The sequence below is a fragment of the Novosphingobium kaempferiae genome, assembly GCF_021227995.1.
GTDB classification, from domain to species: Bacteria; Pseudomonadota; Alphaproteobacteria; order Sphingomonadales; family Sphingomonadaceae; genus Novosphingobium; species Novosphingobium kaempferiae.
In genome coordinates, this window is sequence record NZ_CP089301.1 from 253,349 (window position 1) to 268,207 (window position 14,859).

The 14,859-nt window shown below is 67.4% G+C and carries 15 protein-coding genes; 10 read left to right on the forward strand and 5 right to left on the reverse strand.

The window, feature by feature from the left end:
* Positions 1-244: 244 nt before the first annotated feature.
* Both LO787_RS01200 and LO787_RS01205 read right to left on the reverse strand, forming a co-directional pair.
* A complete protein-coding gene (locus tag LO787_RS01200; RefSeq protein WP_232494071.1) occupies positions 245-1,618 on the reverse strand; it encodes a class II 3-deoxy-7-phosphoheptulonate synthase in 1,374 nt (457 codons plus the stop codon).
* A gap of 271 nt (positions 1,619-1,889) precedes the next feature.
* On the reverse strand, positions 1,890-4,847 hold the full coding sequence (locus tag LO787_RS01205; protein ID WP_232494072.1) for a M16 family metallopeptidase: 2,958 nt from the start codon (positions 4,845-4,847) through the stop codon (positions 1,890-1,892).
* A gap of 118 nt (positions 4,848-4,965) precedes the next feature.
* Here LO787_RS01205 and LO787_RS01210 point away from each other — a divergent pair, with 118 nt between their 5' ends.
* The 6 genes from LO787_RS01210 to LO787_RS01235 all read left to right on the forward strand — a co-directional run bounded on the left by LO787_RS01210 (position 4,966) and on the right by LO787_RS01235 (position 8,732).
* Positions 4,966-5,541, forward strand: coding sequence for a NifU family protein (locus LO787_RS01210; protein WP_232494073.1), 576 nt, complete (start codon positions 4,966-4,968; stop codon positions 5,539-5,541).
* 33 nt (positions 5,542-5,574) lie between these two features.
* Entirely contained in the window at positions 5,575-6,255 is a 681-nt protein-coding gene (tsaB, locus tag LO787_RS01215; RefSeq protein ID WP_232494074.1) for a tRNA (adenosine(37)-N6)-threonylcarbamoyltransferase complex dimerization subunit type 1 TsaB, read from the forward strand.
* A complete protein-coding gene (locus LO787_RS01220) occupies positions 6,252-6,710 on the forward strand; it encodes a GNAT family N-acetyltransferase (protein ID WP_232494075.1) in 459 nt (152 codons plus the stop codon). Before tsaB ends, LO787_RS01220 begins: the two co-directional genes overlap by 4 nt.
* Before the next feature lie 174 nt (positions 6,711-6,884).
* Entirely contained in the window at positions 6,885-7,331 is a 447-nt protein-coding gene (locus LO787_RS01225) for a Ros/MucR family transcriptional regulator (RefSeq protein ID WP_232494076.1), read from the forward strand.
* A gap of 188 nt (positions 7,332-7,519) precedes the next feature.
* Entirely contained in the window at positions 7,520-7,963 is a 444-nt protein-coding gene (locus LO787_RS01230; RefSeq protein ID WP_232494077.1) for a Fur family transcriptional regulator, read from the forward strand.
* A 19-nt stretch (positions 7,964-7,982) separates the two neighbouring features.
* Positions 7,983-8,732: a lysophospholipid acyltransferase family protein gene (locus LO787_RS01235; protein WP_232494078.1), complete on the forward strand. Its 750-nt coding sequence runs from the start codon at positions 7,983-7,985 to the stop codon at positions 8,730-8,732.
* Positions 8,733-8,973: 241 nt separating this feature from the next.
* Here LO787_RS01235 and LO787_RS01240 read toward each other — a convergent pair whose 3' ends face one another.
* Entirely contained in the window at positions 8,974-9,633 is a 660-nt protein-coding gene (locus LO787_RS01240) for a hypothetical protein (RefSeq protein ID WP_232494079.1), read from the reverse strand.
* A gap of 68 nt (positions 9,634-9,701) precedes the next feature.
* On the opposite strand from LO787_RS01240, the gene ispH reads away from it, so the two are divergent.
* The 4 genes from ispH to LO787_RS01260 all read left to right on the forward strand — a co-directional run bounded on the left by ispH (position 9,702) and on the right by LO787_RS01260 (position 13,381).
* Entirely contained in the window at positions 9,702-10,676 is a 975-nt protein-coding gene (gene ispH / locus LO787_RS01245) for a 4-hydroxy-3-methylbut-2-enyl diphosphate reductase (protein WP_232494080.1), read from the forward strand.
* Between the two features lie 4 nt (positions 10,677-10,680).
* Entirely contained in the window at positions 10,681-11,667 is a 987-nt protein-coding gene (thrB, locus tag LO787_RS01250; RefSeq protein ID WP_232494081.1) for a homoserine kinase, read from the forward strand.
* On the forward strand, positions 11,664-12,098 hold the full coding sequence (gene rnhA / locus LO787_RS01255; RefSeq protein ID WP_232494082.1) for a ribonuclease HI: 435 nt from the start codon (positions 11,664-11,666) through the stop codon (positions 12,096-12,098). Before thrB ends, rnhA begins: the two co-directional genes overlap by 4 nt.
* Positions 12,099-12,265: 167 nt before the next feature.
* Positions 12,266-13,381 (forward strand): FUSC family protein, encoded by a 1,116-nt coding sequence (locus LO787_RS01260; RefSeq protein ID WP_232494083.1) that lies wholly within the window; start codon positions 12,266-12,268, stop codon positions 13,379-13,381.
* 3 nt (positions 13,382-13,384) lie between these two features.
* On the opposite strand, the gene LO787_RS01265 is transcribed toward LO787_RS01260, so the two are convergent.
* Together LO787_RS01265 and LO787_RS01270 are read right to left on the reverse strand one after the other, a co-directional pair.
* A complete protein-coding gene (locus LO787_RS01265) occupies positions 13,385-13,567 on the reverse strand; it encodes a YegP family protein (protein WP_232494084.1) in 183 nt (60 codons plus the stop codon).
* Positions 13,568-13,647: 80 nt separating this feature from the next.
* The gene (locus LO787_RS01270) at positions 13,648-14,739 is read right to left on the reverse strand and encodes an NAD(P)/FAD-dependent oxidoreductase (RefSeq protein ID WP_232494085.1); all 1,092 of its coding nucleotides are present in this window, start codon (positions 14,737-14,739) and stop codon (positions 13,648-13,650) included.
* Positions 14,740-14,859: the final 120 nt, after the last annotated feature.

The following is a 14,859-nucleotide window of genomic DNA, read 5'->3' on the forward strand; positions in this document are numbered from 1 at the left end:
AAAACCCCGTCGCCCCTGCGAAGGCAGGGGCCCATCAGGTCTATCGCCCAGACACCTTGCCCACGGCGAGGAGACCAGGTTGGGATGGGCCCCTGCCTTCGCAGGGGCGACGGGGGTTTAGGAACGGGAGCGCCACTACCCTCGTCATTGCGAGGGCCGCAGGCCCGCGGCAATCCAGAGCGGCTTGCACCGCACTAGATTGCTTCGCTACGCTCGCAATGACGAACGCCGGGTCAGCGCAGGCTCAGGCCGCCTGCTTCTGGCCCGCCGTGGCTTCGAGGTTCAGCAGGTCCGCCATCTCGAAGGCCAGTTCGATCGACTGCGCGCCGTTGAGGCGTGGGTCGCAGTGGGTGTGGTAGCGGTCGGCCAGCGCCTCATCGGTGATGGCGATGGCGCCGCCGGTGCATTCGGTCACGTCCTGGCCGGTCATCTCGATGTGGATGCCGCCCGCATGGGTGCCCTCGGCGCGGTGGACCGCGAAGAAGCCGCGCACTTCGGACAGGATGCGGTCGAACGGACGGGTCTTGAAGCCGCTTTCCGACTTGATGACGTTGCCGTGCATCGGGTCGCACGACCACACCACCGGATGACCTTCGCGCTTCACCGCGCGCACCAGCTTGGGCAGCCCGGCCTCGACCTTGTCATGGCCGTAGCGGCTGATGAGCGTCATGCGGCCCGGCTCGCGGCCCGGGTTCAGCGTATCGAGCATGCGCAGCAGCGCGTCCGGCTCAAGGCTCGGGCCGCACTTCATGCCGATCGGATTGCCGACGCCGCGCAGGTACTCGACGTGGGCCGAGCCCTCGAAGCGGGTGCGGTCGCCGATCCACAGCATGTGGGCGGAGCAATCGTACCAGTCGCCCGTCAGCGAATCGCGGCGGGTCAGCGCCTGCTCGTAGGGAAGCAGCAGAGCCTCATGGCTGGTGTAGAAGTCGGTGCCCTGCAGCTGCGGGACGCTGGACGGGTCGACGCCGCAGGCGGCCATGAAGTCCAGCGATTCGCCGATGCGGTCGGCCATCTGCGCGAACTTCTCGCCCCAGGGGCTGCGGCCGATGTGGTCCATCGTCCACTGGTGGACCTGGCGCAGGTTGGCGTAGCCGCCATGCGCGAAGGCGCGCAGCAGGTTCAGCGTCGCGGACGACTGCGTGTAGGCGCGCAGCATGCGCTCAGGATCGTTGCGGCGCGCCTCGGCGTTGCCTTCGATCCCGTTGATGATGTCGCCGAAGTAGCTGGGCATCTCGACGCCGCCGACCATTTCGGTTGGGGCCGAGCGCGGCTTGGCGAACTGGCCCGCCATGCGGCCCAGCTTCACCACCGGCTGCTTGCTGGCGAACGTCAGCACCACCGCCATCTGCAGCAGCACGCGGAAGCTGTCGCGGATGTTGTCGGCGCTGAATTCGGCGAAGCTCTCGGCGCAGTCGCCGCCCTGGAGCAGGAAACCGCGACCGGCGGCAACTTCGGCAAGATCGGCCTTCAGAGCACGGGCTTCACCGGCAAAGACGAGCGGCGGAAACTTCGCAAGCGTGGCCTCGACCTCGCTGAGCTTCGCCTGATCGCCATAAACCGGGAGGTGGCGCGCCTCTTGCGTCTTCCAGCTCTCCGGTGTCCAGTTGGTAGCCACTATTCGTACTCCTCAGGCCCGCTGCGGGATTGCACGGGCTTTTCCATGCACCGCGAAGTCCTCCAGGCGGCGCAAGCAAGGGGCGGCCCATAGCCCCTGCCGGTAATTTTTGCAAAGCCGCGTTTGCCGATCAGCGTGATCGGTTGCGTGGAGGGGTTTCCTTCACCCTCGTCATTGCGAGGAGGCGAAGCCGACGAAGCAATCCAGATCAGCGTCATACATGCTGGATTGCTTCGCTATGCTCGCAATGACGATCGGTTGATGGAGACGCCTACTTCGCCGCGACCTTCGACTCCTTGCCCTCGGGCATGACCTCAAGCCGCCACGAATGGTCGCGGCCGAGGTAGCGGGCGGCGAGCGCCTGCATCGCCTGCGGGGTGGTCACGGTGTAGTCGCTCAGCACCGAGCGGACGGTGCCGATGCGCGAGGGGTCGCTGGTGGCGCCTTCGAGCTGGCTCATGAAGAACGAGGTGCTCGACGCCGCGCGCGTGACCTGCTGGCGCAACGGTTCGGTGACGAGCGCGAGTTCGTCGGCCGAGGGCGGGTTGGCGATGAGATCCTGCGCGATCTCGTCGGCAGTCTGGAAGAACACCGGCACCGACTTGGGATCGACTTGCGCGATGGCCGTGATCGAGCCGCCCGCCGCAAGGTCCACCGGCCACTGCGAATAGACGTAAGGCGCGTAGGACACGCCCAGCTTCTCGCGCACCGCGTTCATCAGGCGGTTGGTGAAGAGCTGCGTCAGGATTTCCAGCTGGCGCGATTCGCGGATGCCCATGGCGCCGCCGCCGGTCGGCCAGGAGATCACCGCCGCCGCCTGATCCGGGTCGCCATGGTGGATGAGGTTGATCGGCTTGTCCGAAGGCTGCGGCACGTCGACCTTCGCCTCGGTGGCGGTGACCGGCGCGGGCTGGCGGGACTTGAGCGCCCCGAAGGTCTTCTCGAGCGCGGCGATCGCGGCGGTCTTGTCGAAATCGCCGAAGATCTGCACCTCGACCGGGCCTTCCTTCAGCGCCTTGCCCCACACGCGCTTGAAGCCCTGCGGCGTCGTCGCCTCGATCTCGGCCGGGCTCGGCGTCGCGAAACGGCGGTCCTCGCCGCGCTGGTAGAACTGCAGGTCGCGGTTCAACACGCCCTGCGGCGAGGTGGCGTACGTCGCGTACTGGATCTTCGCCGCCGCCTTGGCGCGGGTGAACGGCGCGACATCCCAGCGCGGCAGGTCGAGCTTTGCCGCGAAGAGGTAGAGCTGGTCGGCCAGATCCTGCGGGCGCGTCTCCGCCGAAAGCTGGAACGAGGCGTCCTGCACCTGGAAGTCGAAGCCCATCTTGCGACCGGTGGAGATACGGTCGAGGTCGTCCTGGCCCAGCGTCGCGAGGCCCGAACCGACGAGCGCGTAGTTGCCGAGCGTGATGTAGGCCGCGTCCTTGGGGTCGATCGAGCGATAGCCGCCGCCGAAGCGCGCCTTGACCATCACGCGGCCCGGCTCCTCGGCCACCGGCCAGAGCATGACCTTGACGCCGTTCGCGAACGTCAGCTGCTCGATCTCCAGCAGGCCGGTCGGCGCGTCGCTGACGGCGGGCTTGGGCGCACCGATGGCGGGCAGCTTCTCGAACGAGACCGGCTTGGCGGCAAGGCGCACGCTGGAATCGGCCTGCACCGGCTGCGCGAGTGCAAGCTGGAGTTCCTTGTCCGTCGCCACGCCGTCCTTCTGCACGGTGAACAGCGCGCGGGTGACGTTGCCGGTGAACAGCTTGCGCGTGTGCTCCAGCACCGCCTGCGGCGTGAACAGCGGCTTCGACTTGCGGAAGATGTCGAGCACGTCCTGCGGCGCGGCCACCGTCTCGCGGATGTCGAGCGCGTTGACGAGGTCGTCGGCGATCTTGGAGCCGGGCAAAATCCGCTGCTGTTCCACCGGAACCTGGAAGGCGACTTCCATCTCCGCGGCCTCGCGGTCGATCTCCGCCTGCGTCGGCGCGCGGGTGAGCGCATCGGCGATCACCGCGCGCACGTCGCGCAGCGCGCCCTGCCAGTCGTCGCCGAGCGGCGTCACCGACACGAACGTCGCGTCGGCAGAGCGCGACACGTCGTCCTGGTTCACCGATGCCGAGAGGAAGCTGCCCCCTGCCCGCGCCTTCGATTCGAGGCGGCGGTTGATGATCGCCTGCCCCAGCGCGTCGGTCATCAGGCCCTGGTTATAGGCGATGTTGTCCGTCACCTGACGCCACGGGCGCAGAACCGCGTACATCAGCGAGGGCGGCAGGTCGGGCTCGACCAGCACGCGCGTCTCGCCGACGGGGTTCTTCGGGTCCGCACCCTCGGGCGCAACCGGATCGCCGAAGCTCGGCGCCACCGCCTTGGGACCAGCCGAGGACCAGTCGGTGAACCACTTCTTGACGTAGCCTTCCAGCATCGCCGGATCGACGTCACCCGCGACGATCACCGCGACGTTGTCCGGGCGATACCAGCGCGAATAGAACGACCGCACGCTGTCCGGCGTCGCCGAAGTCAGCGACTCGACGGTGCCGATCGGCTCGCGGTTCGCCAGAAGCTGCCCCGAATAGAGCACCTTCTGCATGGCGTCCTGCACGCGCTTCGACGCCCCGCCGCGCTCGCGCATTTCGGAGAGCACGATCGGCAGGTCGGACTTGAGGTTGGATGCGGACAGCGTCGGCGCCGTCACCATGCCGCTCATCAGCTTGAACGTCTCGTCCAGCGAAGTCGGCGTCGCGTTCGGCAGGTCGAGCTTGAACACGGTCTGCGTGGTCGAGGTCACCGCATTGGTGTCGCTGCCGAAGGTCGCGCCGAGGCGCTGGAACGCGGCGATCGCGGTGCCTTCGGGCAGGTACTTGGACTGGCGGAACAGCATGTGCTCCAGCAGGTGCGCATAGCCGCGCTCGGCATCGGTCTCGTAGAGCGAACCGGCATCGACGCGGATGCGGATCGAGACCTGCCCCGGTGGCACGCCGTTCTTGCGCACTGCATACTTGAGGCCATTCGGCAGTTCGCCGAAGTGCCATTCAAGATCGCGCGGAATGTCGCTGCCGCGATAGAGCCACGGATCGGCCTGACCGACGGTCGGTGCGGCGGTCGGTACTCCCAGCGGCACCCCGGTCGGAACAGCATCCGCGGATTGCGCCTGAGCCTCCGGCACCAGCAGCAGCGGGATCGGAGCCTGGGCGAGAAGAAGCAGGCAAAGGAGCGAGCGGGCGGCGCGCGTGGGGGTCGTCATCGAGCAAGGTATAGGGAGGCGACTCCTTAAGGGCCAGTGAATAGCGCTGTCACTTCGACGCCAGTTTCACCCGTCTTGGACTTGACCCTCCGTCCACTTCACCTAAATCGCGAGCATTATGTTTATCGAAACCGAAGCCACGCCGAACCCCTCGACCCTCAAGTTCCTGCCCGGACGGCAGGTCATGACTGCGGGAACGCGGGAATTCCTCTCTCCGGAGGACGCGGAAGCCTCGCCGCTCGCGCAGGCGCTGTTCGACCTCGGCGACGTCATCGGCGTGTTCTTCGGCGGCAGCTTCGTTTCGGTCACCGCCGCGCCCGGCGTCGAATGGGCCTCGCTGCGCCCGCAGGTCGTCTCGATCCTGCTCGACCATTTCGTGTCGGAAGCGCCCCTGTTCGCGGGTGGCAGCGCCAGCGGCTTCTCGGTCCCGGCCGAGGACGAGGACTTCGGCGACGATCCCGCCGATGCCGACATCGTCGCGCAGATCAAGGATCTGATCGAGAGCCGCGTGCGCCCGGCCGTTGCCAACGACGGCGGCGACATCGTCTATCGCGGTTTCCGCGAGGGCGTCGTCTATCTCTCGATGCAGGGTGCCTGCTCGGGCTGCCCGTCCTCGTCGGCGACGCTCAAGCAGGGCATCGAAAGCCTGCTCAAGCACTACGTCCCCGAAGTCAGCGAAGTCCGCGCGGCCTGATCGCGCGATGACAAAGCGGCGCGAGACATTCGCGTGACGGCCGCTCCCGAGGATTCCCCCCCGTCCCCGGTGCGGCCCGAGCCCACGACCCTGGTGATCGACAGCGCGACCGAGGCCTGCTCGGTGGCGCTTTTCGCAGGCGATACGCTCGTCGCGGGCGAATACCGCCTGCTCGGGCGCGGCCATGCCGAGGCGCTGGTGCCGATGATCGCGGCGCTTCCGAACAAGGGCCGTGCGGACCGCATCGCCGTCGCACTCGGCCCCGGCAGCTTCACCGGCGTGCGTGTCGGCCTCGCCGCTGCCCGGGCCCTCGGGCTGGCATGGGGTGCCGATGTCCTCGGCTATCCCACCCTCTCCCTGATCGCCGCGATGGCGCGCGATGCGCAAGGCGCGCAGCCGCTCGCGGTGGTGACGACCGGCGGCCACGGCGAATGGTTCGTCGAGACCTTCGATGCGGAAGGTACGAGCACCAGCCCGCTGTCATCGCAGCGCCCGGATGCCGCTGCCGCCACTGTCGGCGCGCACTTCGTGGTCGGTAGTCAGGCCGAGGCGCTCGTCGCCGCGCGCGGATCGGGCCATGCCCTGCCGCTCCTGCCCGATGCCCGCGCCTTTGCGCTACTGCCCGCAGGTGCGCTGTCGAGCGACATCCACCCGCTCTACGGACGCGGCCCGGATGCCAAGCTGCCCGCAAAAGCTGCGGCAGGCGCCGCATGATCGACGATCTCGACAGGATCATGGCAGTCATGGGCACTGCCTTCGATCCGGTCTACGGCGAAGCGTGGAACCGCCGCCAAGTCGAAGATGCGTTGAAGTTCGGCAATACCCACTATTACCTGCTCTGTGCCCAGGGACACACACCGGCGGATGGCGAATCCGCTGCCGGTTTCTCTCTTTCGCGCACCGGATTCGAGGAAGAGGAACTGCTTCTCCTCGCCGTTTCTCCCGAAGATCGCGGACGGGGAATTGGCCGTGCGTTACTGGAGCGCCTCCGAATCGACGCCGCCAGTCGCGGTGCCCGCCGCCTCCTTCTCGAAATGAGAAAAGGTAATCCCGCCGAAACGCTCTACACGAACTTCGGTTTTGTACCGATCGGCGAACGGCGCGAATACTATCGAACGCCAAGCGGACAGCGGCTCGACGCCATCACTTTTGCGTATGACATGAGCTAAATCGGGACGTTTCACCGTATTTCCCGATTGTTTTTGGATAAATGCAAGTCGCGTGCAACTTTGATTGTAACTTGCACTTCAATCCGAAATCGTCCAATGCTGCCGATCAGCGGGCTTTAATGAACGCCCGTTAACCCCCCGAAGAAAATGGTCGCACCAAAGGACGTAGTACAAATGGAAACTATCCAGACCGACATGAATGAGACGTTGATCACGCTCGCGTCGGACATCGTTGCCGCTCATGTCAGCAACAACAGCGTCTCCGTCGAAGATCTGCCCACGCTCATCACCAATGTCTACGGCGCCCTCGCCGGTCTTGGCGGTCCCGTGGTGGTCGAGGAAGAAAAGCCCGAGCCGGCTGTTTCGGTGCGCGCTTCGGTGAAGCCGGACTACATCGTCTGCCTCGAAGACGGCAAGAAGCTGAAGATGCTCAAGCGTCACCTGATGACGCACTACAACATGACGCCGGAAGAGTATCGCGTGCGCTGGAACCTGCCCGCGGACTACCCGATGGTCGCTCCCAACTACGCCGAAAAGCGCCGTGAACTGGCGAAGAAGATCGGCCTGGGCCGCAAGTCGAACGCCCGTCGCGGTCGCAAGCCCAAGACGGCAGCCGCCTGATCTCTCGGGCGGCCGCGGGACTGACGGCCCGACGCATCCGCACTCGCGTTACGGAAACAGCGATTTTCCGGGGACAAAAGGTGCGATCGATTGCCATGGTCCCGTGACCGGCCGCCCAACTCGGTTGTGATCGCAGGCGCATCGCCTTATCTAGGCGGTGCGCCTCTCTCTTTATCTACAGGTCCATCGTGAACCAACCCATCGACATCGAAGCCCTCTGCGCCGAACGCGGCCTGCGCATCACCGAACAGCGTCGCGTGATCGCCAAGGTCCTTTCGGAAAGCACCGACCACCCCGACGTCGAGAAGCTGCACGAACGCGCCACCGCGATCGACCCCGGCATCTCCATCGCTACGGTCTACCGCACGGTGCGCCTGTTCGAGGAGGCCGGCATCCTCGACCGCCACGACTTCGGCGACGGCCGCGCCCGCTACGAGGCCGCGCCCGAAGCCCACCACGACCACATGATCGACGTCGAGAGCGGCCAGGTCATCGAATTCGTGGACCCCGAGCTGGAATCGCTCCAGCGCCAGATCGCCGAACGCCTCGGCTTCCGCCTCGTCGACCACCGCATGGAACTGTTCGGCGTCAAGCTGGACCGCGAGGACGGCGAGAGCATCACTCGCCGGTGATGTCCGCATGACGGCGGCGATGCCCTTTCCGAAGCGTCGTATCGCGCTCTGGGGCTGGCCGCTCGTCGTGCTGCGCCTGCTCTCCATGGCGGCGCTGCTGGCGCTCTGCGTGCCGCTCCACTACCTCTCGGTGCCGTTCAGTGCCCGCCGTCCGATCCCGCGCAGGTTCCTGCAAGGCGTCGGCTTCATCGCGGGACTGCGCGTGCGGACGCGCGGCGCAAGGCCTGCGCGGCACACCTTCTTCCTCGCCAACCATGTGACATGGCTGGATATTCTCGGCCTTGCGGGAAGCACCGGCACCGCCTTCGTCGCGCATGACGGGCTCGCCCAGATCGGCCCGCTGCGCTGGCTCTGCCGCCTCAACGACACCGTCTTCGTCGCCCGCCACGACCGCCGCAGCGTCGCCGCCCAGGTCGCGCAGGTGCGCACCGCATTGGCCGACACCGGCGCGCTGACGATCTTCCCCGAAGGCACCACCTCGGACGGCACCGGCACGCTGGCGTTCAAGTCCTCGCTGCTGTCGGCGATGGAGGGTGATTTCGACATCCCGGTCCAGCCGGTCTGGCTCGACTACGGCCCGGAAACCCGCAGGATCGCATGGGTTGGCGAGGAACCGGGGCTGGACAATGCGCTCGCCATCCTCGCGCGGGTGCGTCCAGTGGACCTGACGATCCACTTCCTGCCGCCGCTCTCCTCCGAAGACCGCGCCGACCGCAAGCGCATGGCGACCGCCGCGCGCACGGCGATAGAGGCCGCGCGCGCCACCTGAGGCGGTTTTCCTACAGACGCTCGGGCATGGTATTTCGAGGCCATGCCGCAAGCCTGCACACCTGCCTCACCTGTCTCCTTGCAAGAAGCGCAAGGAGACACTTCACGGGCACAAGGCGACACCCAAAGTGACGGTTTTCGCCACAAGGCAACACTTCGAACTCACAAGGCGACACATATCGGGACCGGAGGGCATGTTTGCCCTCTGGACCGTGTAAACCTTGTAAACCTGCGTAGAGGAATCAGCGCGTCGCGTTGTAGGCGAGCTGGCCGTCGTCGAGCTGGAAGCCCACCAGCACCTCGAACGAGGCGCGCGCGACGGCGGCCTTCACTTCGGGATCGGCCAGCGGATCGAGCGCGGCGTCGGTGTCGCCGGCCTTGCGCTTGCGGGTGATGCGGGCGCGGATCTCGTCCGGCAGCGTGGCGGCACCGCGATCGATGAAGGCGTTGGTGGAGACGGTCGCCTGCGCGCGGGCCTGCCCGTCCGCGAAGTTGAGCGTCACGTTGCCCACGCGCTTGCTGACGACCGAGGTGCCGCCCTGCAGCACGCTGACGAAGAACGGCAGCGTCACCTGACGCGCGCCTGCCGTATCGCTGCGGCGGCCGAGCACGTCGAAGGTCACGGTCGAGGTCACCTTCTCGCCCACCGCCTCGTTGCAGGTCGGGCGCACGTTGGTCATCGCCGCGACGACGTCGATCGCGTCGGCGGTCTTGGCGGCGCCACGGAAGGTCGTGATGTCGCCGGTGTAGTCCGGAATGCCCACCGCCGGGCACTTGGAACGCACGGCGGTGATGCCGACGCCCTGGTCAACCACGATCTCGCCCTTGGTCTTGCACCCGCTCAGCGCGGTCATCGCGGCGGCGGCGCACAGGACAGTCAGGGACAGGCGGCGTGCATTCATCGTGAACTTCCTCGAATGGCGTGCGCTTGCCCTAGCGACGCGCGCGGCAAAGCGCTAGGGGGACGAACATGAACGCGCCCTTTCAGTCCACGACGCAGATCGGTTCCGATAGCCCGATCCGCCTCCTGATCGCCGCTCCCCGGGGCTTCTGCGCCGGAGTAGACCGCGCCATCGAGATCGTCGAGCGCGCGATCGAGCTTTACGGCGCACCGGTCTACGTCCGCCACGAGATCGTCCATAACAAGTTCGTGGTCGACAGCCTGAAGGCCAAGGGCGCGATCTTCGTCGAGGAACTGGACGAAGTGCCCGACGGTGTTCCGGTGATCTTCAGCGCCCACGGCGTCCCCAAGTCGGTTCCCGCCGCTGCTTCGGCACGCGGGCTGGAGTGGCTCGACGCCACCTGCCCGCTCGTCAGCAAGGTCCACCGCCAGGCCGAGCGCCAGATCGAGGCGGGCCGCCACATCCTGTTCATCGGCCACGCCGGCCACCCCGAGGTCATCGGCACCTTCGGACAGGTGCCCGAAGGCAACATGACGCTGGTCGAGACGGTCGAGGATGTCGCCGCCCTCGCCTTCACGCCCGAGACGGAACTGTCGTACCTGTCGCAGACCACGCTCTCGGTCGACGATACCCACGCGATCATCCGCGCCATCGAGGAGCGCTTCCCGCAGGTCGTCGCACCCAAGGCCGAGGACATCTGCTACGCCACCTCCAACCGGCAGGCCGCCGTCAAGCAGATCGCGCCGCAGTGCGAACTGGTGATCGTGATCGGCTCTCCCAAGAGCAGCAACTCGCTGCGCCTCGTCGAAGTGGCCGAGCGCTCGGGCGTTCCCGGGCGGATGATCCAGCGCGCCACCGACATCGACCCGGCATGGCTGGACGGCATCGCCACCGTCGGCCTGACGGCGGGCGCATCCGCTCCGGAAGAACTGGTCAACGAGGTCATCGCCCGGATCAAGGAACTGCGCACCGTCGCGACCGAGGAAATCGTGACCGCGCAGGAGCACATGACCTTCAAGCTCCCCCGCCAGCTGGTGCGCTGACACGATGGCAGTCTACACAAGGCTCGGCGCGGAAGAGATGGCCGGGATCATCGAAGCGTTCAACGTCGGCACGCTGACGTCGGCCAAGGGCATCGCGGAAGGCGTCTCGAACTCCAACTGGCTGATCGAGACGGATCAGGACGGCACCGCCCGCCGCTTCATCCTGACCATGTTCGAGAGCCGCACCGAAATCGCGGACCTGCCGTTCTTCCTCGACCTGCTCGACCATCTGGCCGGGCACGGCGCCCCCGTGGCGCGCACGATGCACGACCGCGACGGCGCGAGCCACCGCCTGCACCGCACGCCCGATGGCGACAAGGCGCTCGCGCTGATCGAGTTCCTGCCGGGCGTCTCTGTCTCGGAACCGACCCCCGATCAGGCCCGCGCGGTCGGCGGGGCGCTGGCGCAGATCCATCTGGCGGCGGAGGACTTCCCCGCTTCGCGTGAGAACTCGCTCGCCCTCCCCGCCTGGCAGCAACTGCTGAAGGACTGCGGGCGCGAAGGGCTCGAATCGATCCACCCTGAACTGGGGGCGATCGTGGAGCGCGAACTGGCGCTGCTCGCGGCAAGCTGGCCCACCGATCTGCCACGCGGCGTCATCCATGCGGACCTGTTTCCCGACAATGTGCTGATGCTCGGCGACAAGGTTACAGGACTCATCGACTTCTACTTCGCCTGCACCGATCTCTTCGCTTACGACGTTGCCGTGACACACGCAGCATGGTGCTTCAGCCCTGACGGCGCGCGGTTCGACCCTGCGCTTTCCGACGCCCTTCTCGAAGGCTACATCGCCGTGCGCCCGCTGGCCGCGGCGGAGCAGGACGCGCTGCCCGTGCTGGCGCGCGGCGCGGCGATGCGCTTCCTCGCCACCCGCGCCTACGACTGGCTCAACACGCCCGCCGACGCACTCGTGACGCCCAAGGATCCGATGGCCTTCGCGCGCAGGCTGGAATTCTACGCGAACCCGGCGAACGCAGGGGTATTCGCATGAAGCAGGTCGAGATTTTCACCGACGGCGCCTGCAAGGGCAATCCCGGCCCCGGCGGCTGGGGCGTGCTGCTGCGCATGGGCCCGCACGAGAAGGAAATGTCGGGCGGCGAGCCGGACACCACCAACAACCGCATGGAGATGACCGCCGCGATCAAGGGCCTCAACGCCCTGATCGAGCCCTGCGACGTCACCCTCTTCACCGACAGCAAGTACGTGATCGACGGCATCACCAAGTGGGTCCACGGCTGGAAGAAGAAGGGCTGGATCAACGCCAGCAAGCAGCCGGTCCGCAACGCCGACCTCTGGCACGACCTGATCGAAGCCGCCGCCCGCCACAAGGTCGAATGGCAATGGGTCCGCGGCCACGCCGGCCACGTCGAAAACGAACGCGTCGACAAACTGGCAAGCGACGCGGCGAAGGCTGCGGCCTGAGGTCTTCTCCGGTTCAGAGCTGCGTCCTCCCCCGCTTCGTCATTGCGAGCGCAGCGAAGCAATCCAGCGCGACCTGATGCAACTCCGGATTGCTCCGCCGCACTCGCATTGACGAAGTTGCGGCGACAGGGGTTCAACTGGGCGGGCGCAATCACTACGGTTTCCCGATGCCCCTCCTGTCACCGGCCCTGACGAAAACCCTGAACACCGAACTGCGCGCGCTCGTCACGCCCGGGCCGCGGATGGCGGATGAGTGGGCGTGCGTCGCCTCGGTGCTGCTGGCCATCGTGATCGCCCATGCCATCGGCGCGGAGATGGTGTCGTGGGCGGCATTCAGCGCCTTCGTGCTGCTCAAGAGCGACGTGGCGGAAACGCTGGTGCGCGGGGTGATGCGGATCGTCGGGACGGCGCTGGGATCGGGCCTTGCGCTGCTGGTGGTGCCTTACGCGGCGCGCTCGGTGCCGCTGGCGATGGTTGCAGCGGAGGTCGTCGGCGCTGTCGGGCTCTACGGGATGCTGACCGCGCGGCGCGCTTATGCGTGGCTGCTGTTCGGGCTGACTTTCGAGATGATCCTGTTCGACAAGATCGAGCGCCCCCACCTCGACACGATGCATTTCGCGCAGACGCGGCTGCTGGAGGTGGTCGCGGGGACCGTCGCCTGCACGCTGGTCAGCCTGACGGCGGGCGCGCTGGCGGGCAAGCGCTGGTGGATGGACCGCAAGGCGCCGCCGGAGCGGATGGGCTGGCACCCGCACGCAGCGCGCCATGCCTCGCAGGCGGGTCTTGCGATGGCGACGCTGCCGCTGCTCCACGCGCTGTTCGACATTCCCCAGATGGCGCAGGCGGCGGTGACGATCATGGCGGTGATGATCGTGCCCGTTGCCGGCATCGGGGCGAGCGGCTTCGTGCCGGTCTCGCGCCGCCTGCTGCATCGCGCGGTCGGCTGCCTTGCAGGCGGGGCGCTGGCGCTGGTGGTGCTGCTGGCGGCGCAGGGCAGCGCGCCGGTACTCATCCTCGGCACCTGCATCGGCATCGTCATCGGGCGGCATATCGAGAACGGGATGCCGAAGGTGACCTACCTCGGCCTCCAGTTCACGCTGGCAGTGATGGTGGTGCTGGTGCCCGACAGCTACGCGGATGCGCATATCGCGCCGGGCCTGCAACGCCTGCTCAGCGTGTTCATCGGCATGGCGGTGCTGGAGCCGGTGCTGCTCGCCTGGCACTTCGTCGCGCCGGGGCGCAGGAATCGCGAAGCCGTTCCCGACGCCCCCAACGCGGAGTGAGGCCTAATCTGTCGTGGTGTCGACCACTTCGGCGGCCGGGCCGTTCTTCTTGAGCGATTCGATGGCGCTCTTCGCGCTCGCCTTGCTGGAGTAGCCCTCGGTCCAGAACATGGTCTCGGAGTTGTAGCAGAAATAGGCGACGAACTCTCCGGCCTTGTTCTTCCGGATCTCGAAACGGTGGGCCATCGCGACTCTCCTCCTGGGGTTCATTCCCGTGCGGAGAGAAGCAAGTCGCACGCCTCGATGCAAGTTCGGTGACGGTCGCGTTAACCGAAGCGCCGGGGGTCGTAGGGCGCGGGATCGACGGCGCCCGGCGCTTCGCCCGTGAGCAGGCGGGCGGCGAGGTCGGCGGCGGCGGGCGCGGTCTGGATGCCGAAGCCGCCCTGCCCGGCGAACCAGAAGAATGCCGCGTCCTGCGGTGCGAAGCCGTAGACCGGCAGGCGGTCGGGCGCGAAGGAGCGCAGGCCCGCCCAGCGGTGCTCGACCCGCTCGACCGGCCAGTCCACCACCTGCTCGAAACGGTCGATGGCAAGGGCGACGTCGATCTCCTCGGGCGCGGCGTCGCACGGCGCGCTCGGCGTCTCGTCGTGCGGGCTGAGCCAGAGACGGCCGCTCTCGGGCTTGAAGTAGAAGCTTTCGGCGACATCGAGCACCAGCGGCAGATCGTCGGGCACGGTCGCGGCGACCGCGACCTGCGCGATGGTGCGGCGATAGGGTGCGATGCCGAGGGGCGCGAGGCCCGCCAGCCGCGCGACGCCGTCCGCCCATGCGCCCGCAGCGTCGACCAGCATGCCCGCCTGCGCGACGCGGCCGTCCGCCAGTGTGAGCATCCAGCCGCCAGCAGTGCGCTCCGCGGCGGTGAGCCCGGCGCGGCACCACAGTTCCACGCCGCCGCGCCGTGCTTCGGCAAGGTAGTGCTGATGGAGTGCGGCAACGTCGATGTCGCAGGTGCTCGGCTCCAGCGCGCCGCAGGTCCATGCGCCGCGCAGGGCGGGAACGCGGGCGGCGATTTCGGCGCGATCGAGCAGGTGGACTTCGACCCCGGCGGCGCGATAGCGGGCGGCGAAGGCGGCGACCTCACGCTCCTGCCCCGCCCGACCGAGCGTCAGCGCGCCGCGCGGGGTCACCACGCCAAGGTCGCGCAGGATCGGGCCGGAGGCGGTGGTCAGCGGCTGCACGCCGGGGCCGCCGTAGCTCTCGGTCCAGAACGCGGCGGAGCGGCCGGTCGCGTGGTAGCCGGGGCGCTCCTCCGCCTCCAGCAGCAGCACGCGTCCGACGCCCTTCGCGCACAGCGCGGCGGCCAGGGATGCCCCGGCCATGCCGGCCCCGACGATGGCGATATCGAACGCTGCTTCCATTGCGCTCAGCCCCTAGAGCAATATGGCGGCCGATTGAAACCCCTCGTCATTGCGAGCGCAGCGAAGCAATCCGGCGCAGCGCTATGCCGCTGGATTGCTTCGCTGCGCTCGCAATGACGA

Excerpts from the sequence above, each read along its gene's own strand:
- LO787_RS01205 (WP_232494072.1), bottom strand. The coding sequence starts at position 4,847 with ATGACGACCCCCACGCGCGCCGCCCGCTCGCTCCTTTGCCTGCTTCTT.
- LO787_RS01210 (WP_232494073.1), top strand. The coding sequence starts at position 4,966 with ATGTTTATCGAAACCGAAGCCACGCCGAACCCCTCGACCCTCAAGTTC.
- LO787_RS01220 (WP_232494075.1), top strand. The coding sequence starts at position 6,252 with ATGATCGACGATCTCGACAGGATCATGGCAGTCATGGGCACTGCCTTC.
- LO787_RS01225 (WP_232494076.1), top strand. The coding sequence starts at position 6,885 with ATGGAAACTATCCAGACCGACATGAATGAGACGTTGATCACGCTCGCG.
- LO787_RS01235 (WP_232494078.1), top strand. The coding sequence starts at position 7,983 with ATGCCCTTTCCGAAGCGTCGTATCGCGCTCTGGGGCTGGCCGCTCGTC.
- LO787_RS01240 (WP_232494079.1), bottom strand. The coding sequence starts at position 9,633 with ATGAATGCACGCCGCCTGTCCCTGACTGTCCTGTGCGCCGCCGCCGCG.
- ispH (WP_232494080.1), top strand. The coding sequence starts at position 9,702 with ATGAACGCGCCCTTTCAGTCCACGACGCAGATCGGTTCCGATAGCCCG.
- thrB (WP_232494081.1), top strand. The coding sequence starts at position 10,681 with ATGGCAGTCTACACAAGGCTCGGCGCGGAAGAGATGGCCGGGATCATC.
- rnhA (WP_232494082.1), top strand. The coding sequence starts at position 11,664 with ATGAAGCAGGTCGAGATTTTCACCGACGGCGCCTGCAAGGGCAATCCC.
- LO787_RS01260 (WP_232494083.1), top strand. The coding sequence starts at position 12,266 with ATGCCCCTCCTGTCACCGGCCCTGACGAAAACCCTGAACACCGAACTG.
- LO787_RS01265 (WP_232494084.1), bottom strand. The coding sequence starts at position 13,567 with ATGGCCCACCGTTTCGAGATCCGGAAGAACAAGGCCGGAGAGTTCGTC.
- LO787_RS01270 (WP_232494085.1), bottom strand. The coding sequence starts at position 14,739 with ATGGAAGCAGCGTTCGATATCGCCATCGTCGGGGCCGGCATGGCCGGG.